17 protein-coding genes are annotated in these 21294 nt (G+C 67.5%); 10 read left to right on the forward strand and 7 right to left on the reverse strand.

Going from position 1 to position 21294, the window contains the following annotated elements; translation table 11 throughout:
- Nucleotides 1–10 precede the first annotated feature (10 nt).
- The 5 genes from BSF38_RS12920 (at nt 11) to BSF38_RS12940 (ending at nt 5457) form a co-directional block, all read left to right on the forward strand.
- Nucleotides 11–826 carry a ubiquitin-conjugating enzyme E2 gene (locus tag BSF38_RS12920; protein ID WP_076346194.1) on the forward strand — a complete coding sequence of 272 codons (816 nt, stop codon included), beginning with the start codon at nt 11–13 and terminating at the stop codon, nt 824–826.
- Nucleotides 823–2037, forward strand: a complete 1215-nt coding sequence (locus BSF38_RS12925; protein ID WP_076346196.1) for a HesA/MoeB/ThiF family protein — start codon at nt 823–825, stop codon at nt 2035–2037. The genes BSF38_RS12920 and BSF38_RS12925 overlap by 4 nt, the downstream gene beginning before the upstream one ends.
- Entirely contained in the window at nt 2034–3416 is a 1383-nt protein-coding gene (locus BSF38_RS12930) for a Mov34/MPN/PAD-1 family protein (protein WP_076346198.1), read from the forward strand. The genes BSF38_RS12925 and BSF38_RS12930 overlap by 4 nt, the downstream gene beginning before the upstream one ends.
- Nucleotides 3417–3449: 33 nt before the next feature.
- A complete protein-coding gene (locus tag BSF38_RS12935; protein ID WP_076346200.1) occupies nt 3450–4382 on the forward strand; it encodes an alpha/beta hydrolase in 933 nt (310 codons plus the stop codon).
- Between the two features lie 130 nt (nt 4383–4512).
- Entirely contained in the window at nt 4513–5457 is a 945-nt protein-coding gene (locus BSF38_RS12940) for a S1 family peptidase (RefSeq protein WP_076346202.1), read from the forward strand.
- 2 nt (nt 5458–5459) lie between these two features.
- On the opposite strand, the gene BSF38_RS12945 is transcribed toward BSF38_RS12940, so the two are convergent.
- Complete coding sequence (locus BSF38_RS12945; protein ID WP_076346204.1) at nt 5460–5885, reverse strand: hypothetical protein; 426 nt, start codon at nt 5883–5885, stop codon at nt 5460–5462.
- A 109-nt stretch (nt 5886–5994) separates the two neighbouring features.
- On the opposite strand from BSF38_RS12945, the gene BSF38_RS12950 reads away from it, so the two are divergent.
- From BSF38_RS12950 to BSF38_RS29950, 4 genes are all read left to right on the forward strand, one after another.
- Nucleotides 5995–7215 carry an FG-GAP repeat domain-containing protein gene (locus BSF38_RS12950; RefSeq protein WP_076346206.1) on the forward strand — a complete coding sequence of 407 codons (1221 nt, stop codon included), beginning with the start codon at nt 5995–5997 and terminating at the stop codon, nt 7213–7215.
- Nucleotides 7216–7746: 531 nt separating this feature from the next.
- Nucleotides 7747–9363 carry a hypothetical protein gene (locus BSF38_RS31345; RefSeq protein ID WP_076346208.1) on the forward strand — a complete coding sequence of 539 codons (1617 nt, stop codon included), beginning with the start codon at nt 7747–7749 and terminating at the stop codon, nt 9361–9363.
- A 180-nt stretch (nt 9364–9543) separates the two neighbouring features.
- Nucleotides 9544–10773, forward strand: a complete 1230-nt coding sequence (locus BSF38_RS12960; RefSeq protein ID WP_076346210.1) for a peroxiredoxin family protein — start codon at nt 9544–9546, stop codon at nt 10771–10773.
- A gap of 61 nt (nt 10774–10834) precedes the next feature.
- Nucleotides 10835–12010 carry a TlpA family protein disulfide reductase gene (locus BSF38_RS29950; protein WP_083712915.1) on the forward strand — a complete coding sequence of 392 codons (1176 nt, stop codon included), beginning with the start codon at nt 10835–10837 and terminating at the stop codon, nt 12008–12010.
- Nucleotides 12011–12038: 28 nt separating this feature from the next.
- On the opposite strand, the gene BSF38_RS12970 is transcribed toward BSF38_RS29950, so the two are convergent.
- A complete protein-coding gene (locus tag BSF38_RS12970) occupies nt 12039–12575 on the reverse strand; it encodes a cysteine hydrolase family protein (protein WP_076346212.1) in 537 nt (178 codons plus the stop codon).
- Between the two features lie 107 nt (nt 12576–12682).
- Complete coding sequence (locus tag BSF38_RS12975) at nt 12683–13351, reverse strand: hypothetical protein (protein WP_145952106.1); 669 nt, start codon at nt 13349–13351, stop codon at nt 12683–12685.
- A gap of 421 nt (nt 13352–13772) precedes the next feature.
- On the opposite strand from BSF38_RS12975, the gene BSF38_RS12980 reads away from it, so the two are divergent.
- Nucleotides 13773–14756 (forward strand): NAD(P)H-quinone oxidoreductase, encoded by a 984-nt coding sequence (locus BSF38_RS12980; protein WP_076346216.1) that lies wholly within the window; start codon nt 13773–13775, stop codon nt 14754–14756.
- Here the strand turns inward: BSF38_RS12980 and BSF38_RS12985 are convergent.
- The 4 genes from BSF38_RS12985 to BSF38_RS13000 all read right to left on the reverse strand — a co-directional run bounded on the left by BSF38_RS12985 (nt 14740) and on the right by BSF38_RS13000 (nt 21257).
- Complete coding sequence (locus tag BSF38_RS12985; RefSeq protein ID WP_076346218.1) at nt 14740–15471, reverse strand: ABC transporter ATP-binding protein; 732 nt, start codon at nt 15469–15471, stop codon at nt 14740–14742. The genes BSF38_RS12980 and BSF38_RS12985 overlap by 17 nt on opposite strands.
- 40 nt (nt 15472–15511) lie before the next feature.
- Nucleotides 15512–16732: an ABC transporter permease gene (locus tag BSF38_RS12990; RefSeq protein WP_076346220.1), complete on the reverse strand. Its 1221-nt coding sequence runs from the start codon at nt 16730–16732 to the stop codon at nt 15512–15514.
- A gap of 142 nt (nt 16733–16874) precedes the next feature.
- Nucleotides 16875–20321: a Tex-like N-terminal domain-containing protein gene (locus BSF38_RS12995; protein WP_076346222.1), complete on the reverse strand. Its 3447-nt coding sequence runs from the start codon at nt 20319–20321 to the stop codon at nt 16875–16877.
- 351 nt (nt 20322–20672) lie between these two features.
- Nucleotides 20673–21257 carry a hypothetical protein gene (locus BSF38_RS13000; protein ID WP_099091976.1) on the reverse strand — a complete coding sequence of 195 codons (585 nt, stop codon included), beginning with the start codon at nt 21255–21257 and terminating at the stop codon, nt 20673–20675.
- Nucleotides 21258–21294: the final 37 nt, after the last annotated feature.

Consider the following 21294-nt stretch of genomic DNA (forward strand, 5'->3'; position numbering starts at 1 on the left):
GGCGCGCGGCATGGCCATGCACGATTCGCCTCGAACCCGACGCCTTCACAACGATCTGGCCGCACTCGACCGCGTCCGCTCGGAAAGCTCGGTCTTCGAATTCCAGACTTCGGGAAATCCACCGCATCATTACCAGATCGCTTTCAAGGGCAAGGGCCTGTGGCGCGACCGGGGCAAGGTGAAGTTGATCCAGACGCATCGGGTCGAGATCAAGCTCGGCTCGTCCTACCCCCGGACGATCCCGGAAATCCGCTGGCTGACGCCGATCTACCACCCCAACATCTCCGAAATCGGCATGGTCTGCCTGGGAGGTTATGGCACGCACTGGGCCCCGAGCGTCCAGCTCGACGAGCTTTGCACGATGCTCTGGGACATGGCCCGCTACCACAACTACGACATCCGCAGCCCCTACAACCGCGACGCCGCCCTGTGGGTCGCCAACCAGACGACGATCCTGTTCCCGACCGACCCGCGCTCGATCCGCGACCTCCGCGCGGCCAAGGGGTGGCTCGATCCTGACGGTCGATCCGACCATCCGAAGCCGCTGGACGACGCCAAGCCGAAGTCGGCCTGGCGGTTCCTGTCGGCGGCTTCCGACGGGCCGACGCCGGTCTCGCGGGTCCGCCAGTTCATCGAGCGGTACGGCCGGCCGCCGGACGACGCCCCGGCCTCGCCCCCCGAACCACCATCCCGGACCGCCGCCGCCGTCGCCGACGGTGACGACGACGGGATGGTGATTCTGGAGACCACCACCACCAGCCCCGCGGCCGAGAGCCGCGCGGTGGAACCGTCGCGAGGGGAGGAAGACATCCTCTTCATCGATTGACGAAGCCCGACCATCCCGACCCATCGACGCCCGACGACGACGTCCTGCGGATCGACGACGACGACCGCTACGGCCGGCTCCGGCTGATCTCATGGTGGCGGCAAGAACGCCTGGCGGCCGCCAAGGTGCTGGTCGTCGGCGCGGGGGCGCTCGGCAACGAGGTGATCAAGAACCTGGCGCTCGTCGGCCTGGGGACGATCTACGTGATCGACCTCGACGACGTCGAGCCCTCGAACCTGTCGCGGTCGGTCCTCTTCCGGGCGGCCGACGGCGGCCTTCCCAAGGCGCGCGTGGCGGCCCGACGGGCCGGCGAGATCAATCCCGACGTCCGGTTCGTGCCGATGCGCGGCGACGTGCTCAACGACGTCGGCCTGGGGCTGTTCGCCGAGGTCGACGTGGTCATCGGCTGCCTCGACAACCGCGAGGCCCGGCTCTGGGTCAACCGCCAGTGCTGGAAAACGAGCACCCCGTGGGTCGACGCCGGCATCCAGGAAATTCAAGGCGTGGTCAAGGTCTTCACGCCGCCGCATTCGGCCTGCTACGAGTGCGCGATGACCGAGCGCGACTACCAGCTCTTGAACCTGCGGTACAGTTGCCCGCTGCTCAAGCGCGACGAGATCCTGGCGGGCAAGGTTCCCACCGCGCCCACGATCGCGTCGATGATGGGGGCGCTCCAGGTGCAAGAAGCGCTCAAGCTGCTGCACGACATGCCGGTGGCGGGGGGCTCGGCGTTGGTCTTCAACGGGGTCGGCAACCAGTTCTACACGACCAAGCTGCCGTTCCGCGACGACTGCCTGAGCCACGAGACGTACCCCGAGCCGATCGCGCTTCCGCTCGGCCGCGGGGCGACGGTCGCCGCGCTGTTCGACGCGGCCCGGCCCGCGCTTTCCGGCCCGCTCCACCTGACGCTCGACCGCGAGCTGGTCGAGGCCGTCGAGTGCCCGCGCTGCGGGGGCCGCGAGGAGGTCATGCGGCCGAGGACGCGGGTCCGCCAGGCCGATGCGGTCTGCCCGAAATGCCGCGAGGCCGGACGCCCGGTGGTCGTCAGCCGGATCGACGAGGGGACTCCCCTGGCCGGGCGGACGCTGGCCGAGGTCGGCGTTCCGCCGTTCGACGTCGTCCGCGTCGATGAAGAAGACGGTGACGCGCGGTTCTTCCTGCTGGCCGGCGACCGCGACGGGCTCGCCTCGGGATGGGGGCTCGACTCTTGAGCGGCGACGACATGGTCTTCGGCGAGATCAAGTATCGCGAGCCGGCGCGGGTGAAGCGTCCCGACCGCGACCCGCGGCACGCCTGCGTCGCCTGCCAGACCCCCGGCCCGAACGACCTGCCGATCTTCCTCGACCGGGGCCCGGCCGACCTGATCGAGCGTCACGCGCTCTCCGACGTCTCGGTCGAGCTGGGGGGCATCCTGCTGGGCAAGGAGTGCGTCGACCCGGCGACCGGCGACCACTTCGCCTGGATCACCCAGGCCCTCGAAGCCAAGCACTACGCCAACACCCAGGCGAGCTTCACCTACACGCACGACTCGTGGGAGGAGATCACCCGCGACCGCGATCGGCTGTACCCCGACCTCGACATAGTGGGCTGGTATCATACGCATCCCAGCTTCGGGATCTTTCTTTCACATCACGATCTGTTCATCCACCAGAATTTTTTCGCGCAGCCGCTGCAAGTCGCTTACGTCGTCGACCCGATCCAGTCGACCCGTGGATTCTTCCGCTGGTCCGACGGCAAGATGGTCCAGGTGGGCGGATTCCATCTGTGCGCCGAGCGGACGGAACGGCTGGCGCTCTCGAAGCTGGCCAACGATCTCGAAAACCTCCCCAGCCCGTCGGGGCAGGGGGGCTCGGCCCTCTCACCTCGCCTTGAGGCGGAGCTCATCAAGATGCTCAGTCGTCCCGCTCATCCCCACGCCGGCGGCCCCGCCGAACGGCTGTCGATCATGGCGCTGCTCGCGATGCTCGGCAGTTTTCTCGGGGTGGTCGGCCTGGCCGCCGCCCTCTGGCTGTTCCAGCTCAACACCCGGCTCGGCGAGCAGACCGAGGCGCTCGTCGCCCTTCAGCGTCACCTCGACGACGCGGCGGGGGGCCAGCGGCTGGCCGTCGACACGTTGCTCGACAAGGTCGGGGGCGAAGACCCGAGCAAGTTCATCGCCCGCTACGAACGGACCGCCAAGGCCCGCGACGAGTCGCACAATCGGCTGCTCGCCGAACTCGCGATCAACGAGACCCTCGGCCTTCGCGCCAAGGAGCTCGCCGCCGACCTCGACGCCGCCCGCGCCAGCCTCAAGGAGTCCGAAGCCGACGCCAAGGAAGCGCCCGCCCTCCGCAAGCGGCTCGGTGAGCTGGAGAAGGCCAACACGCTCCAGGAACGCGAACTCGAAGAGAAGCGGCCGATCGTCGAGGCGACCGACGGCGAGAAGGCCAAGGAGCTGGTCGACGCGCTCAAGCTCTACCGTACCACCACCTGGGCCGGCGCGCTCGCCAGCTTGCTCCTGGGGCTGACCGCCGTTTACTTCTATTTCAAATCGCTCCCCGAACCCCAGTCGACGATTCAACCCAGCCCGACCACGCATCGGATCGTTTGAAGCGTCGAGCGATACGACAGGAGCGAGGGACGGATGCCGATCGATCGCGAGAAGTTCTTTTCGCCGAAGCGACGGCGCCGCTGGCTGATTTTCGCGATGGTCGGCCTGACGTCGTGGCTGCTCGTCTCGTTCGCCGTCGCGCACCGGCTCACGCAGCGTCGACGGGCTCCGTTCCCCGAACCGGCTCCGCAGGTCGCCTGGGGGCGGCTGGAGGAGCATCGGCTGGCGACCCGCGACGGCCATCAGATCGGCGCGTGGTACGCCGACGGGCGCGACGACGCCCCGTCGATCCTCTTCCTGCACGGCAACAAGGGGAGTCGGTCGCACTGCCTGAACCGCGCCGCGATCGTGGCCGGCGAAGGCGGCTGCGCCGTCCTCTTGATCTCGCTCCGCGCCCATGGCGACTCGACCGGCGACTTCAACGACATCGGCTACAGCGCGCGTCATGACGTCGTCGCGGCGGTCGATTTCCTCCACAACCGTCGTCCCGGCAAGCCGGTGATCGTCTTCGGCGTCTCGCTGGGCTCGGCGGCGGCGGCGTTCGCGGCCGAGGAGCTTGGCGACCGGGTCCAGGGCTACGTCCTCGAAAGCCCGTATCAGGATCTGAAGACGGCCGTCCGGCATCGAACCGCCGCGTACCTGCCGCCGCTCCTCGATCGCGCGGCCTACCTGGGTCTGCGGATCGCCGCATTCCTGGTCGTTCCCGACTTCGAGGCGATCTCCCCGCTGCGGGCCGTCGACCACATCCCCGCCACGACGCCGGTCTTGATCCTCGCGGGCGGCGCGGACGATCTGGCGTGGCCCGAGGAGGCGCTCGCCCTCTACGACCGCGTCCGATCCCACGGTCGGATCGAGACCTTCCCGGGAGCCGGCCACCACAATCTCACGGCCGTCGACCCGCCCCGGTACCGACGGCTGATCCTCGATTTCTGCGGCGGCTCGCCCGGGGTCGGGGCGGTCGATTAAGCCTCGGCGCGTGGCCCACTCGCCACTCGCCGGCGCGGGTTCCTCGAAACCAGCTTGAAAACGAGGTCGAGGGCGGGTCAACATGGTGGGTAGAGTTCCGCGGACGCACTCTGACCCACGGCGAGCCGACATGCGGACCACGATTGCGCTGGCTTTCCTGCTGATCGCGCCGGCCTTCTTGCACGCCCAGGACGCGGGCCCGACCGAGCCCTCGCCCGCGGCCGAGCCGGCGGTTCGGATTCGACGCGCGCCGGCGACGTCGCCGAAGCCCGCCGCCAGGGCCGGGAAGCGGCAACTCGACCCGGTCGCGCCGGGCGACGACGGCACATTTCGACCGACGGTCATCATCCGGCGCGGCACCTCGCAAGGGAGCGGCACGGTCGTCGCCTCGGTCGACGACGACACCCTCGTCTTGACCGCCGCCCACGTCGTCCGCTCCGAGGGGCCGATCCTCGTCGAGCTGCATCGCTACAACCTGGGGCTTGAGCGGCGGACGAACGCGCCGGGCCGCTGGCCGCGCCGGGTTCCCGCCCAACTCGTCGGCGCCGACGCCTCGGCCGACGTGGCGGTCCTCCGGGTCCGCCAGATGGTCGCCTTGCCGTACGTTGCGAAGCTCTCCGAGGACGACCAGGACGCCTTGCCCGACGACTCGATCCTGACCTCGGTGGGGATCGACCTGGGCGCGAAGCTGTCGAGCTGGAAGACCGAGCTGGTCGAGACCGCCTCGTTTCAGCTCAACGAGAGCGACGTCGACCGTCCCTTCCTCATCACCGACAAGATCCCCGAACACGGCCGGTCGGGGGGCGGCCTCTTCACCGGGAAGGGCCGGCTCGTCGGCGTCTGCGTCGGCCACGCCGAGATGATCCAGGGTCGGCGGATGGGGGTCTTCGCCTCGATCGACAGCATCCACCGCATCCTCCGCGAGCACGACCTCAACGCCGTCGTCGATCGCTCGTCGGCCCGGCACGAGAAGTTGCGTCGCCCCCGCCCCGATCTCCCCCGCCAGGCACGCCGGCCGTCGTCCCCCTCTCTGACGCCGACCGAGGCGAGCGACCCGGCCCCCGCCCGTCCTTGACCCTATCTCCTCTTCCCAACCATCGCGAGCAGGCAGCAGAGGGCGAGGGCCAAGAGACCGTGCATAACCGTGCCCGCGCTGAACTGATTCTGGTACACGATCCATGCCAGCGGGCCCAAGACCAGCAAGCCAATCGCGGCGGCCACGTGGGCGATGCTTGACCGCGAGGACTGGTTCGCAACCGGCCGGGTTACGAAAACGCCCTGGGCCGGCGCTGGGCGCGGGCTGGATTTACCATCGAACCAGCCGTGACCGACCGCCTTCCGCGACCATCGCGAGACGCGGTCCTTCGACGGCTCCGGCGGCATTCCGGGACGCCCGCAACGGGGGCAGAGCAGCCAGCCGCGCCAGGGGCCGGCCCGCGCCTCCAGCGGTTCCCGGCAGTGCGGGCAGTCGTAAGAGGCGCGATGGGTCTGTTGCATTCTCATTTCCCGCCCTCCCCGCGCTCGAAGTCGGCTCGACGGCGATAGGCACTTCAGAACGGGTCATGGACCGCTTATCATGTTACTCCCCCCACCTGGTCTTACGGAGAGTACCATGCGAAGCCTCCCTCTCGCAGTCGCGCTGGTCGTTTTCAGCATCCCATTCGCCTCCGGGGCGGAATTCCCTCGGTTCGAGCCCCTGGAGATCGACCCGCACATCGGCGAGGTCTGTTACGCCGTGACGACCGCCGACGTCAACGGCGACGGCAAGCTCGACGTCGTCGCGGTCTCGGAAGACGCCGTGATCTGGTACGAGAACCCGTCCTGGCGGAAGCACGAAGCCGTCCGGGGGGCGACGAAGCGCGACAACGTCTGCATCCAGGCCCACGACGTCGACGGCGACGGCCGCATCGACTTCACGGTCGGCGCGGGCTGGAAGCCTCCCGACACCGCCCACGCCGGCACCCTCCAGTGGATCGGCCGCGACGCCGCCGGCGAGTGGCAGGTCCACCCGATCGACTACGACGAACCCTCGCTCCATCGCCTTCGCTGGGGAGACGTGAAGGGGAACGGCAAGAAGCAACTCGTCGTCGCCCCGCTCCAGGGGCGCGGAACCAAGCCGCCGAACTGGGACGCCGGCCACGAGGTGCGCGTGCTCGTCCTCGACGTCCCCGGCGACCCCGCCCACCCGCACTGGCCGACGGAAGTCGCCGACGCCTCGCTGCACACGATCCACAACCTCCAGCTCGTCGACATGCTGGGCGCCGGCCGCGATCAGATCGTTCTGGCCGCATGGGAAGGCGTCTACCGACTCGAACGCTCCGAGAAAGGCAAGTGGACCAAGGCCAAGCTCGGCTCGGGCGACCAGGAGAGCGCACCGTTCAAGGGGGCCAGCGAAGTCAAGGTGGGACGGCTCGCGGACGGCTCGCACTACCTGGCGACCATCGAGCCCTGGCACGGAAACCAGGTCGTGGTCTACACGCCCCCGAAGCAAGACGGAGCCCTCTGGCAACGGCAGGTGGTCGCCGCGCCCCTCGCCTGGGGCCACGCCGTCTGGTGCGCCAACCTTGACGGCGATGGCGACGACGAGCTGATCATCGGCCAGCGCGACCGCAATCCGGCCGACGCCAAAGCCCCGCGCGGGCCGGGCGTCTTCGCCTTCGACCCCCGTCCGAGCGCCGACGGCCTCGCGTTCGAGCGACACGCGATCGACGACGGCGGCATGGCCTGCGAAGACGCCGTGGCCGCCGACCTCGACGGCGACGGCCGAATCGACGTCGTCGCCGGCGGCCGCGCCACCCACAACCTGCGAATCTACTGGAACCAGCCGCGTTGACGAAACGCGACGGCGGGCCGTCCCGAGGCCCGCCTACGTCCGAAAAACACTGCCGCCTCCCAAAATTCCCACAATCCCTCCCTTGCTTTTTGTTCATGAATTTTATTTAATCTTAAGAGCCTCCGTTTCGATGGGGGTCTTAAGCGGTACGATTAGGGTTGCAACGAAGCAGGTTTCGGCGAAACGCCGCGTGTGAAAATCCTGCCCGTTCATCGGTGGATCGGCTGCTTCAGTCACCAACCGCAATCAGGCACTACCAGCCTTGGATCGTTGAACAGACGACCTCCTTCGTGGAAAGCCGCGCCGAGACGGCCATCGGATCGGGCGGCGCTATTGCATTTGTCTGGTCGCTGCGCTCACCGAGTACTCCGAATACTTTCGTTCTTTCCGGGACGACGGCCCGACCTCGCCTGCTTCTCTCCCAGCGGCTTGAAGAACGGCCCATCAGGGGGGTTATGTCGCTTTTTGTATGAGATGGACGGCGGCGTCATGCGACTTTCCCGGACTTTCTGGAAAGGAAGGGCGTTTTCCATGTCTCTGACACGTTTCGATGTTCGACATCTCGCGATCGCGGTGCTGCTCGGCGTCGCGCCGCTCTCCGTGGCGGCCGCCGACGATTCGGCGCCCAAGGCGAAGCCCGCTTCCGCGACGCAACCGCAACCCTCGCCTGAAGTTGATGACGTTCCGATGTACAACCTGCTCGACGCCATGCGCGACGGCCTGGTGAACGTCGAGGCCGAGGGGCGCGGCAACGGCCGCATGACCGTCTCGGTCACCAACACCTCGAAACGCAAGCTTCGCGTCGTCCTGCCGCCGGGCCTCATCGCGCAGGGTGCCACCGGCCAGATGGGCGGCATGGGCGGAATGGGCGGCGGTATGGGTGGCATGGGCGGCGGCGGAATGGGCGGAATGGGCGGCGGCCGAGGCGGCATGGGCGGCGGCATGGGCGGAATGGGCGGCCGAGGCGGCATGATGATGGGCGGCACGCTGCCCCCGACCATGGGCCTGATGATGCTCGGCCGGCTCATCATGTCGCTCGCCGGCGACCGCGATAGTTGGGATCAGCGGTCCCTGATGATGGGCATGATGATGGGCATGGGCGGCGGAATGGGGGGCATGGGCGGCGGAATGGGCGGCGGAATGGGGGGCATGGGCGGCGGCATGGGCGGCATGGGCATGGGTATGCGGTCGGTGCCTCCCACGGGCCTTCCGTTCGCCGACATCAAGCCCGGCCAGACCCGCAACCTGCCGACTCGGCTCGTCAGCCTTGAGCGCCCCGACGCCGAGAACGGCGTCAAGCTGCCCGCCGATGGGGAGAAGCTCCAGATCGGCGACATCACGCAGATCAACCAGGATCAGCGGGTTCAGAAGGCGCTCAAGCGGCTGGCCGCCGACAAGGCGAACATCTGGATCTCGCAGATGGTGATGTGGCGCGTGGCCTCGGGACTGGACTGGGACTCCATCGCCCAGCTCTCCCAGAGTTGGGGCAACCCCTATGAGCTGACGATGGCCCAGGCGTTCGTCGACCGACTCGACAACCTGCCCGACGGCGAGACCGGCGTGATCCGGTTCCAGATCGACTCGGCCGACGCCAAGACCAAGCCCCTGGCCGACGAGCTGACCAAGGCGCTCAAGGACAAGCCGGTGCTCGGCCTGTGGGCGAGGGAAGAGATCCCCGCCGAGCCCCTGGGCCCGGCCATCGCCTGCCGCGTCCGGATCACCGAGAACGAGGCGACCGTCCTGGTCAACTCCAGCGACGCCACGGCCCAGAATTGGGTCCCCTACGGCAAGTTCACCGTGCCGATCGCTCGCAAGGACGGCAAGTTCGATACCCTCAAGTTCACCGACGCGCTGGCCGAGGGCGTGCTCAACCGAATGGTCCGGGCGCAGGTCGCCAAGGGGCCCAAGGTGAAGGGCAAGAACACGTACACGGTTCGCATCGACAACGCCTCGCCGCTGATCCTCAACGGCCTGGCCGTCCTCGGCGCGAGCGAAGGCGACGGCGACGCCCTCCACGCCCGGCAGCTCGCCGGCTTCAGCATCTCGCCGCGGCGGAGCCTGACCGTCCCCGCCACCGAAGAGGTCGCCAAGGAACTCGGCCTCAAGAAGAACGTCCACATCGTCGCCGCCGACCTCAGCCGACTCTGAGCCGAGCCGACCGTCGCGACCGAACGAACGACTCCAACCAAACTGACCGCCCGACGCGAACCGCTCGCGACGGGCGGTTTTTTTCGTCGGGCGTCGCGCGGTCGAACTCCTCTCTGGCTTTTCACGGACATCCGTAGTACGATCCTCGCGTTCAGCCTTACAACAGTAGGAGGAGGCGCGATGCGGATTCTCATCACTTCGGCCGTTTATCTCTTCCTCGCCACAACAGGCGCGGCCCAGACGACGGAGCCGCAGTCCGTCGGCGAGTCGTACAAGGCGCTTCGGAACGAGTGGGATTCGAGGGAGAAGGCTCGCCAGAACGCCTTTGAGAAGGCCGCGACCGAAAAGGAGCGGGAAGCGGCGGCGAAATTGAATCCGGCGAGCGAGCTGGAAGCGTACATCGACCGATTCCTCGCCGTGGCCGAGCGCGATCCGAAGGACGCGGGCGCGCGCGACGCGCTTTTTTGGATCCTGGAGACGGGGCGTTGGGCCGACCACAACGCCCCCAAGCGGCGTCGCCAGGTCGATCGGGCGATGGACCTGGTCCTGGAACACCATCGAAACGACGACGGACTCGGTTCGATCCTGCCGAACCTGGTCAACTACCCAACAGCCAAACGCGACGGCTTCCTGCGGGCGGTTTACGAGACGACGACGGCGCGCGCGGTGAAAGGGCCGGCCTGCTGGGGCCTGGCGGAATACCTGAGGATCCAGGCGGGCCTGGCCGAGGATCTCAAGCGTCCGAAGCCCGACGAAACCGACATGCGGCTCCTTGAACGACGGTACGGAAGCTATCTGGACCATCTCCGCTCGTGCGACCCCGGCGCGATGCTCAAGGAGTCGGAGGCGCTCTGCGAGCGGGCGCTCGACGAGTACGGCGATCTCCCGTACCGCCGCGGGTCGATCGATAAGGCGTCGAAGAAGACCCTCGCCGACGTCGCAGAGCGGACGCTGAACGAGATCCGCCACCTGGCCGTGGGAAACGAAGCGCCCGAGATCGTCGGCCAGGACGCGGACGGAACGACCTTCAAGCTGAGCGATTATCGAGGCAAGGTCGTCGTGCTGACGTTCTCGGGCAACTGGTGCGCCCCTTGCCGGGGGATGTATCCCCAGGAACGCGAACTCGTCGAGCGCCTGAAGGACAAGCCGTTCGCCCTCCTGAGCGTGAACACCGACGAGAGCAAGGACACGCTCCGAAAGTCGATCCAGGACCGCGAAGTCACCTGGCGATGCTGGTGGGACGGCCGCACCGACGGCCCGATCTGCGCAAAGTGGAGCATCTACAGCTTTCCGACGCTCTACCTCCTCGACGCCCAAGGCGTGATCCGCTCCAAGGGTCTGGGGGGCAAGGCGCTCGACGAAGCGGTGGACGCCCTTCTGACCGAGATCAAAGACCTCTCCAAACCATGATCGCAACGGCTTCGTGTTCATCTCCCATCCCTCGCCGTCTCTCTCCGGAAAGGCATCGGTGATGTACTCGACGATCCTTGCTCTCCTGGCGCTGCTCATCCTCCCCGGCTCGGACGAACCCGCCGCGAAGAAGACCGACGAGGTTTCCAAGCAGCGGAGGGACGAATTCCACAAGCTGACCGTCGCAAACTTCGAGAACCGAGAGAAAGGCGGCGGTCTACCGTGGAATCACTTCGCGTCGCGCCATGTGGAACTCGCCGAGAAGAATCCCGAGGATTCTACCGGCTACCTGTCGCTGGAGGCCCTGGCGCTTGGCGACTCGTTCTCGACCGAGCCGACGGGCGACGACGCCATTCCTTACTTCTCGAAGGCGATCGACCTGTTAATCCGACACCACGTGCAAGGGGGGCGGGCGTCCGATCTCGCTCAGCTCTTGGCATCACCTTCGCACTTCGGGTCGGCGTCGGCCCAGACCGAGCGATTCCTCCGGGAGGTCCTCGAAAAGAATCCGTCGGCCGAAACCCGGGCGGGGGCCGCGCTCAGCCTGGTCCGCTTCCTCAAGGGCAGGGCCGACCTCGCGCGTCGGCTGGAGGGCGACGACGGCGGGGCGCTCGCTCGACGGCTGGAAGCGACGTGGGGGCGTCCCTACCTGGAAGCCCTGAAGGCCTGTGATCCACAAAAACTGGACCAAGAAGCCGAGGGCGTCTCCCGGCGCGGTCTGAAAGAGCACGCCGAGTACTGGAAACGCCAGTCGCTTCCAGGACGCCAGGCTCTGGAGATCAACGGCGAGGACGTCGCCGGAAAGCCCATGTCCCTGAGCCAGTTCCGGGGCAAGGTGGTCGTGCTCTCGTTCTGGGGGTTCGGCTGCCTCCCATGCCGGGCGATGTTCCCGCACGAGAAGGCGATGGTGAAGCGCATGGAAGGCCGCCCGTTCGTCCTGCTGGGCGTCGACGCCGACCTCGACCGGGCGAAGACCCTGGAACGTCTCGCCAAGGAGGGGATCACCTGGCGGTCGTGGTGGGACGGCGGCGAGAAGACGGTCGGACCGATCGCGGACGCCTGGCAAATCCGGTGCTGGCCCTCCGTCTTCGTGATCGACCACAAGGGCGTGATCCGCTACCGAGACTTCCGCGGCAAAGAGCTTGAACTGATGGTCGATTTGCTCGTTTCGGACGCGGAAAAGGACCAGGACGCCGGCGTCCCGGCCGGGCGGGCCCAGTCCGCGCGAACGCCCTGAATGCGCGCGATTCGGATCTTACCCTCCGTCACAGACGGCCGATCCACTCCGACGACGGCAGGACTTCGCTGAGGAACTGCTGCTGGGCGCAGAGGATCGACTGCTGGAGTTCCTCGGCGGTCACCCGGCCGGCGGAGTTCGAGAGGGGCAGGGTGCCGGTGGCGTCGCTGAGGAACTCGGCCTTGAACCCGCGGTGGACGGCCTGGCGGGCGGTGGTGTCGCAGCACATGTGGGTCATGTAGCCGGCGATCGTGACCGTATCGATCCCGCGCTTGCGGAGCCAGTCCTCCAGCGGGGTATTGGTGAAGCTGCCCGGCAGGGTCTTCTCGATCCGCAGGTCATGGGGCCGTCCGGCCGCCTCGGGGTGAAGCTCCCACTCCTTGCTTCCCTTGCGGAAGATGGGTTTGTCCGTCGTGTGGTGCTGGATCACCACCACCGGAATCCGCCCTTCCGCCGCGTCCATCACGGCGAGAATCCGGTCGAGATGACCGACCGGGTAGGTGATCGGCAACGCTCCGGTGAAGTATTCGTTCTGCACGTCGATGACGAGTAAGGCGCGGCTCATGATCGGCTCCAGGAAACGCGGAAGGCGAGGAGGATTCCTCCGGCCGGAGGATCGGTCACTGCCATTCTACCCGGAGCCGACTCGAAAGGTTTGTTGCGGTCGATGAGCTATGCGGCCTTCGCTCGTTGGGATCTTCCCATCAGGGCGAAGAACCCAGTCGCTCCGGCGAAGACAAGCCAGGCCCCGGGCTCGGGAACAGTGGCGTCGGTGAGTTCGCCGTAAATGTCGACCGCGACGACGGGAGTTCCCGGCGTCCGACTCCAGAGCGCCATGTCGTCTCCTCGAACCTCGCCCAATTTGAGCCTCAACTCGCCGATTCCAAAACCCCCGATATAACCACCGAAAGGGTCCATACGGTTGTACATACCCTGTATGATCATACCAGCCGCGACGGTCCCGTCCGGGTGGACCGTGCCGCTGATTTGCACATCAAGCGAGATGGGGAGTTCGATGGGGGCGATCGGCTTCCCGTCGACGGCCGAAATCGTGAAGTCCACCCTCACTCCCTCGTTGTCGAACGTAAATCCATCCCTAGGCGATGTCTGATGGATGAGCACCGTGCCGAGTTTGATGATCGAATCCGGCGCGGCCGTACCGTTCTCAACGCCTTGGAACTCGAACACCGGCGAATTCCCCAGACCACTCATCGGGCCCGGCCACGTCGTGCTGTACGTGATCTGGGGCGGGATCGGGCTGGCGTCAGCCGTCCCCAGCGGCAAGGCGGCGAGGGCGGCAAGAACCATGTATCCGTACCGATGCTTGCGAGTCCGTGCCATTTCATCCTCCTGATGTCTGCGGGAGACGGATCACCTCGACCGAGGGCGAACGTCGCCTTCGGATCTGATCGCGCCCGGGCGAGGCATGCGGGCAAAAGCTGGAGCTTCTGAGGGAGGCCGAACTCTACGGCCGCTCAGAAACAGGCGAAGCAGGCTTCAATCAAGTCACGGAAGTTCCGATCAGCGTGAAACGGTGCTCGGCTGGCGGCGATCATAGACCCCGACACCCATTCGGCCAACACATATCGATCCCGGCATGGCATCATGAGCAAGATTTAATGCTTGCGAGCCGGCAGCCGATCCGAGCAGCATCGACGCCTGGTTTCTCCGTCCAACAACGGTCCCTTCGGTGCGATGAGGGTCGCAATTCGATAGAGTAAGGCTGGGTGAAGCGTCGGTTCGAAAATAGAGGGAGATCGCCATGAAAGCCGTCGTCATCACGGGCCAGGGGGGCCCCGGGGTGCTGGAGGTCCGGGAGGTTCCCACGCCGGAGGCGGGGGGCGACCTGATCCGGGTTCGGGTGCGGGCGTGCGGGGTGAACCGGGCCGATCTGTTGCAGGCCAGGGGACACTACCCAGCGCCCCCGGGCGTTCCGGTCGACATCCCGGGGTTGGAGTTCGCGGGCGAGGTCGAGGCGGTCGGGCCGGCCGTCGCGGGGCAGGTGAAGGTCGGCGACCGGGTGTTCGGGATCGTCGCGGGAGGCGCCCAGGCCGAGTTCCTGGTGACGCATCCTCGAATGGTCGTCGCGATTCCGTCGAACCTCGATTTCGAGGCCGCCGCGGCGGTCCCCGAGGTCTTCATCACGGCGCACGACGCCTTGACGACGCAGGGGAGGCTGGCGCCCGGCGAGCGGGTCTTGATTCACGCGGCGGGGAGCGGCGTGGGCACGGCGGCGGTGCAGATCGCCCGGGCGATGGGATGCACCGTGCTCGGTACGTCGCGGACGGCCGAGAAGCTCGAAAGAGCCAGGGCGCTCGGGCTCGACGTCGCGATCGTCAACGCGGATGGCGCGTTCGCCGACGCGGTGAACGAACAGACCCAAGGGAAGGGGGTCGAGGTGGTCCTCGACCTGATCGGCGGCCAGGCGCTGGCGGGAAACCTGGCGGTCCTCGCGAAACGAGGGCGGCTGGTCGTGGTCGGCCTCCTGAGCGGGTCGAAGGCGGAAATCGACCTGGGGGTGTTGCTGGGCAAGCGGATCATGGTGGTCGGCACGACGCTTCGGGGCCGCCCGCTGGAGGAGAAGATCGCGGCCGTCCGGCTGTTCGAGGCCCAGGTGGTCCCCTGGCTGGAACGAGGGGTCGTGAAGCCGGTGGTCGACTCGGTCTTCGCGCTGGAAGACGTCCGCGACGCCTATTCGCGGATGGCGTCTAACGAGGGCTTCGGCAAGGTCATTCTGCGGCTCTGACCTCGGCGGGCAGACCGTTCGAGACCTCGGACGAAGCGGGCGAGCCGTTCGGGCCGCCCACGAGCTGGCCGTCCTGGATCTCGAGGACCAGGTCGTGCGGGTTGATGAACCGGCGGTCGTGAGTGACGACCACGAGGGTCGTGTGGTAGGCCTCCTGGAGCGACCGCAGGATCTTGTAGATCTCGTCGCCGGTCTTGCTGTCGAGTTCGCCGGTCGGCTCGTCGGCCAGCACCACCAGCGGCTTCTTGACGAGCGCCCGGGCGATGGCCACGCGCTGCTGTTCGCCGCCGGAGAGCTGGTACGGGCGATGGTCGAGGCGGTCGCCGAGGCCGACCCGGGTGAGCAGCTCAGCGGCGTCGGCTCGCTGCTGGGCCGTCACCCCGCGCGGGAGGAACGGGATCAGGACGTTCTCGACGGCGGTCAGGTTGTTGATCAGGTTGAACGACTGAAAGATGAAGCCGATCTTCTCGCGACGGTAGACGTTCTGGGCCGCTTCCGACATGGCGACGAGGTTTTCGCCGTCGACGAAGATCTCGCCCTGGGTCGGCCGGTCGACCGCGCCCAGCATGTAAAGCAACGTGCTCTTGCCCGAGCCGCTCGGTCCGACGATGAAGGCGAACCGGCCGCGATCGATGTGGCAATGGATGCCGCGGAGGGCGTCGACCGTGCGCGTTCCGCTCTTGTACGACTTCCAAGCGTTCACCACGTCGATCATCGGCCGACCTCGGGAAAGCAGTCAGATGCGCATCGTTCCATCAGTGAGAACCCAGGCGGATGGCTTCCATGGGGACCATCCGCGCGGCGCGCCAGGCGGGGTAGAGCCCTCCCAGCGTGCCCATCACGATCGACAGTCCGACGCCCAGGGCGAGCGAGTACGGCGTGATCCCCAACCGCAGGCCGCCGTTGATGAACTGGTTCGCCAGCGAGGTCCCCGCCAGGGCCAGGATGCAACCAACCACGCCGGACAGCAAACCGAGAAAGGCGCTCTCAAGCGTGACCAGGCTGAGGATGTTGGTCTGCGACCAGCCGTTGGTGCGGAGCACGCCGAATTCGACGAACCGCTCGGTGGTGCTCATGAGCATGGTGTTGACGATCCCCACGATCCCCACCAGCAGGGCGAGGCTCACGGTCATCATCAGGAGCTTGTCGACCTCTCCCATCAGCGAGCCGAAGTCGGCCTGGACCTCGTTCATGCTCCGGGCGTCGACGCCCGGCTCGTCGCGCTCGATCGTCTGGCAGAGGGCCTCGTAGCCGGGAGGGTTGTCGGCCTCGACGTACATGCTCGATACCAGCTCGGCGGGCATCTTGAGAATCTTGCGGGCCGACTCGATGTCCATCACGACGACGACGTCCAGAAGCAGCGAGCCGGTATCGTAGATGCCGACGATGTTGAACACGGTCTCGGAGATCTTGAGGGTGCCGCCGACCTGCCGGGGCTTGCCCTCCGCGTCGGGGAAGTTCTTGGCGATCTTGCGGCTGATGACGATGTTCGTGGAGCCCCGGTCGCGGTCGTCGAGGAACCGCCCCTCGCCGTGCTCGCGGACCGACCGAGGGAACACGGCGCTCTTGAGGTTCTTGTGGGCGGGGATGTCCTGCCCCGAGATCACCGTCTGATCCCAGAGCGCGCCCGGGCCCTTCTTCGACATCAAGCCGCCGACGCTTCGCGCCAGCAGGCCCTGACCTTCGACGTTGGGGGCGAGGCCCCAGACTTCCGGAGCGACGGAGCGGACGCCGGGAATCTTGCGAATCCGGGCGGCCAGGTCGGCGGGGAGCGTGCTGAAGACGGGGCTCGGCGCGTTCTCGCGGATCACCATCACGCCTTCGATCTGGCTGAGGGTGTCGCCGACCATGTTGCGAAGGCCGTTGGAGAGGCTGAAGAGGCCGAGCACGCCGAGGATCGGGATCGACAAGCCGATGAGGGCCAGAAGCGTCCGCATGGGGCGGGTCAGCAGATTTCGCCAGGCGAAAATTCCCATCAGTTCATCGATCCTGAGTCCAACCGACGGCCCGACCGCCGCAACGGCGGCCTCAATGGGCCTGGAACGGGCCGCCGCGCCGGAGAGCGTTCTCTCGCGGAGCGGCGGACCGGTTCTTAATCGTCAGAGTCGGCCGGTGTGGTCACTCGGCGCCTGACTCGTGAGCCGGCGAGGTCGCGTCGGGCTTGGGCTGCTCGGCGGGCGAAGAGTGGCGTTCGGCACCCGGCTCCGAACCGGCGGGAGCGTCCGGCTCGTCCACGCGGGTTTCCCAAAGCTGCTTGAGCTGACCGAAGGTCCGCAACGGCACGCTGCCCGCGATCGCGTCCTTCGAGAGCGGCGGCGGGGGAGGCGCGGGACGAGCGGGCCGCGGCGCGGGGGCGGGGCCGCGATCAGCTCCCGGTCCCGGCCTGCCGGGACCGAATCGACCGCCGCCGGAGCCGTACGAACCGCCGCGCGGTCCGCCCCGACCCTGGCCGGGACCGCCGCCGGGACGACCGCCGCCGGAACCGCCCTGAGGCCGTCCCTCGCCGCGACCGGGCCCCGGACCGCCTGAAGGTGCCGGGCGATCGCGATCGAAACGCCGGGGGGCGCCCTCGCCGGGCGTGGGGGAGGGCACGACGCCGACCGGAGGCGACGTCAGGGCCGAGCCGCTGGGCCGGGGCCCTCGGCCACGTCGGCCTTCGCCTTGCCCTTGCGGCTGGCCTTCACCGCGACGGCCAGGTCCGCCGCCAGGTCCGCCGCCACCCGCCCCGCGATGGCGTTCGGTGCCGGGCTTGACCATCGTCAGCGAGACCCGCTTCCGATCCTGGTCGACCGACATGACCCAGACGGTCACCACGTCGCCGACGCTCACCACGTCGTGCGGGCTCTTGATGTAGCGGTTGGCGAGCTGGCTGATATGGACCAGCCCCGAATCCTTGAGGCCGATGTCGACGAACGCGCCGAAGTCGACCACGTTCAGGACCGTCCCCTTCAGCTCCATCCCAGCGGCCAGGTCTTCGAGCTTGAGGATGCCCTTCTTGAAGATCGGCTTGGGGAGGTCGTCGCGGGGGTCGCGCTCGGGACGGCCGAGGGCCTCGATGATGTCGCGGAGCGTGAACTCGCCGATCTCGAGGTCCTTCGAGATCTGCGCCACGTCGGCTTCGGCCAGCTTGGTCCGAAGCTCGGGAAGCTTCTCCTTGTCGCGGACGACCTCGGGCTCATAGCCGAAGGTCTGCAAGAGCCGGGTCGCGGCCTCGTAACTTTCGGGGTGGACCCACGTCCGGTCGAGCGGGTGAGGGCCCTCGCCGATCTTGAGGAAGCCGGCCGCCTGGGTGAAGGTGGCCGCGCCGACCCCCTCGACCTCGATCAGCTCGTCGCGGGTGGCGAACGCGCCTTTCTCCTTGCGACGGTCGGCGATCCGCCGGGCCGTCAACTGGTTAAGGCCCGACACGTACCGGAGCAGGGGGACGCTGGCGGTGTTGAGGTCGACGCCGACGAAGTTCACGCAGCTCGAAATCACCGCGTCGAGCGAATCCTTGAGCTGCTTGGGGCTGACGTCGTGCTGATAAAGCCCGACGCCGATGTTCTGAGGCTCGATCTTGACCAGCTCGGAAAGCGGGTCCTGAAGCCTCCGACCGATCGAGATCGCGCTGCGGAGCGTGGCGTCGAAGTCGGGCAACTCCTCGCGTCCGATCGGGCTGGCCGAGTAAACGCTGGCGCCAGCCTCGTTGACGATCACGTAGGCGAGCTGCGCCAGGACGGGATCGGCTGAGTGGGGTGCCGGCGGAGTCTGCGGTGGCGGGGTCGATTGAGACGACCGAGACCGCGATCCCCGTGATCGTCCCTCGCCACGGCCTCGGCGCGACTCTTTGGCGGGTGTCGGCGCAGCGGCGGCTTCCCCGCCCTCCGTCGCCGGGGTATCGCCGCTCGCTTGGGAAGGCGCTTCGAGGGCGGGTTCGGCGGCCGGCGCTTCAAGAGCCGGTTCGGCCGCGGGCGCCTCAAGGGCCGGCTCGGCGGGCGCTTCGACGCGGACCGCGTGAGCATGAGACTCGGCGGCCGGCGGCGGGGCGTCGTGCCCGGCTTCTTCCGTCGGGTGCGCCTGGTGGTTGGTCGACGGCGATTCCGCGGAGGCGGTCTCGGTCTCGGCGCTGGATTCGGACGAGGCCGAGTCGGGGGCGCCGCCGGAGATCGGCGGCAGATCCTCGATCGGTTGCTCGTGAGCCGGCTCGGGCTCGACCGCGTCGGCGTGCGGATGCGCCTGGTGCTCGGAGACGTCCGGCGCGACGACCGCTTCCGCTTCGGGCGTTTCGATCGCGACGGCCGGTTCGGCGGGGGCCGTCACGGTCGCGGTCGCAGCGGCAGCTTCGGCGGCGGCGCGGGCCTCGGGGTTCTGACTGAACTCGACCCCTTCGGCGATGATCTCGGCGACCATCTCCTCGGTCTCGCGGCAGGCGGTGCCGTTGCCGATGGCGACGACGCCGACGTTGTACTTGCCGACGAGGTCCTTGATGAACAGCTTCGCCTCGGAGCGACGGCCCTGGGGGGCGTGCGGGTAGACGATCGCCTGGTCGAGCAGGTTGCCGTTGGGATCGAGAACCGCAAGCTTGCAGCCCGACCGAAGGCCTGGATCGATGGCCAGGACGACCTGCTTGGGGATCGGAGGCTGAAGCAGCAGGCTGCGGAGGTTGCGGGCGAAGACGTCGACCGCGTGCTTCTCAGCGGCTTCGGTCAGGTCGCGGCGCACCTCGCGCTCCATGCTCGGCAGGATCAGCCGGTCGAGCGAGTCGAGGGCGGCGGCGTGGAAGATCTCGCCCTGGGGATGGGCGTCAAGCGGGAGCTGACCCATGAAGGCGGCCTCGAGATCCGGCCGGGGGACTTCCAGCTTGACCTTGAGCGGGCCTTCCTTGTCGCCTCGGTTGATGGCGAGCACGCGGTGGGGAGGGACCTGCGCAAGCGGCTCGGAGTAGTCGAAGTAGTCGCGGTACTCGAGCCCTTGGCCCTCGGGGACCTCGCCCTTGGTCGTGACGACCTTGCCGGTCTTCCAGACGGTCTTGCGGACGGCGTCGCGCACCGAAGCCATCTCGCTGATGGCCTCGGCGAGGATGTAGCCGACCCCTTCGAGGACCTTCTCGGCCGTCTCGAGACCCTTCTCGGCGTCGATGAACTCTTGGGCCGCGGCCGTCAAATCGGTCAGCGTCTCGTCGCGGTTCCAGACCCGCAGCGCCAGGGGTTCGAGCCCCTTCTCGCGGGCCTCGGACGCCTTGGTCCGCTTTTTCGGCTTGAACGGCAGGTAGAGGTCTTCGAGCCGCTTGAGACTCTCGGCCGCCCGGATCGCCGCGGCGAGTTCCGGATCGAGCTTCTCTTGCTTCTCGATCGCCTTGAGGATCGTTTCCTTACGCTCGGCGAGCTCGCGCAGTCGCTGTACACGAAGTTGGATCTCGCGGATCACGACCTCGTTCAGATTTCCGGTCCGCTCTTTGCGGTAGCGCGTAATGAAGGGGACGGTGTTGCCTTCGTCCAGTAACTGGACGACGCTTTCCACCTGAACGCGCCGGATCTGCAGGTCTTGCGCGATTCGGCCCAGGTCGACCTGAATCGGGTTGTCCATGGAGCCTCTACTCTGCACCAGGTGTGACGACGACGGCGAGAAGGCGGGTTCCCTCAGCCGACTGGCTGGATCTCCGCCTCAAAAGACGGCTCGCGGTTCTATCAGAGCGCACGAAAACGCCTAGCCTTATAACAAGTTTGGACACCTTAAATGATCGATGTCGGCTTGTCAAGAACCCGGCCAGACGGAATCGCTCGCTCGCGTCTCCTCGGCGTCGAATCGTGGGAAGGAACGGGGGGGAATCGGTGAATCACATACGAGACTGAGGCGCGGGCGAGCCGAGGGGGGGAACCTCGTCGGCGACGCCCGCGCGCGGCGGAACCGGCGACGGTCGCGAACGACGCGAGGCCGTCAGCCGCCCTTGTTCCAGTTGAAGTAGAACGGGTATGGGAACGGACCGGGGCCCGGCACGCCGGGATCGAGGTCGTAGATCGGCACGTAGGTGCCTTCCTGGTAGTACGACCCCACCGGCTTGAACGGGTGGAGGACCCCCTGGACGAAGCGGAGCGAGCGGTTCCCGGGGCGGCACGAGGCGTCGATCTTGCTCTCGCCGGGGTTGCCGTAGAAGAACGGGTAGACGCTCTCGGTGCATTTGGCTTTCCAGCCCATGCCGTAGAGCCCCTGGTCCTTGACGCCGTCGACGTGCTTCACCAGCCCGCGGTCGGCGTACCGCGTGCCGTAGAAGTTGTCCCGATGCGGGTCGGGCGGGAGCCGGCCGGGGATGTCGGCGAACCGCATCAAGAGCCCGCTGCGCTCATGCACGTCGGGGACGCGCGGCTGCGGGGCCTGGGCCCTCGCGGTCGACCCAGCGAGCGCGACGGCCAGCAGGGCGAGCAGGCCGAGGCCCGGGGCGGTCGCCCTCGCGGTCCGGCGCCGAGAGCGGGAATCGGACGGAGCGGTCCGAACGCGCGGCGAGTCGAGGAGTAACCCTGGCATGTCTTCCTCTCCACAAACGGTTTCGCCCGGACGTCCT

This window comes from Paludisphaera borealis (assembly GCF_001956985.1).
Taxonomy (GTDB): Bacteria; Planctomycetota; Planctomycetia; order Isosphaerales; family Isosphaeraceae; genus Paludisphaera; species Paludisphaera borealis.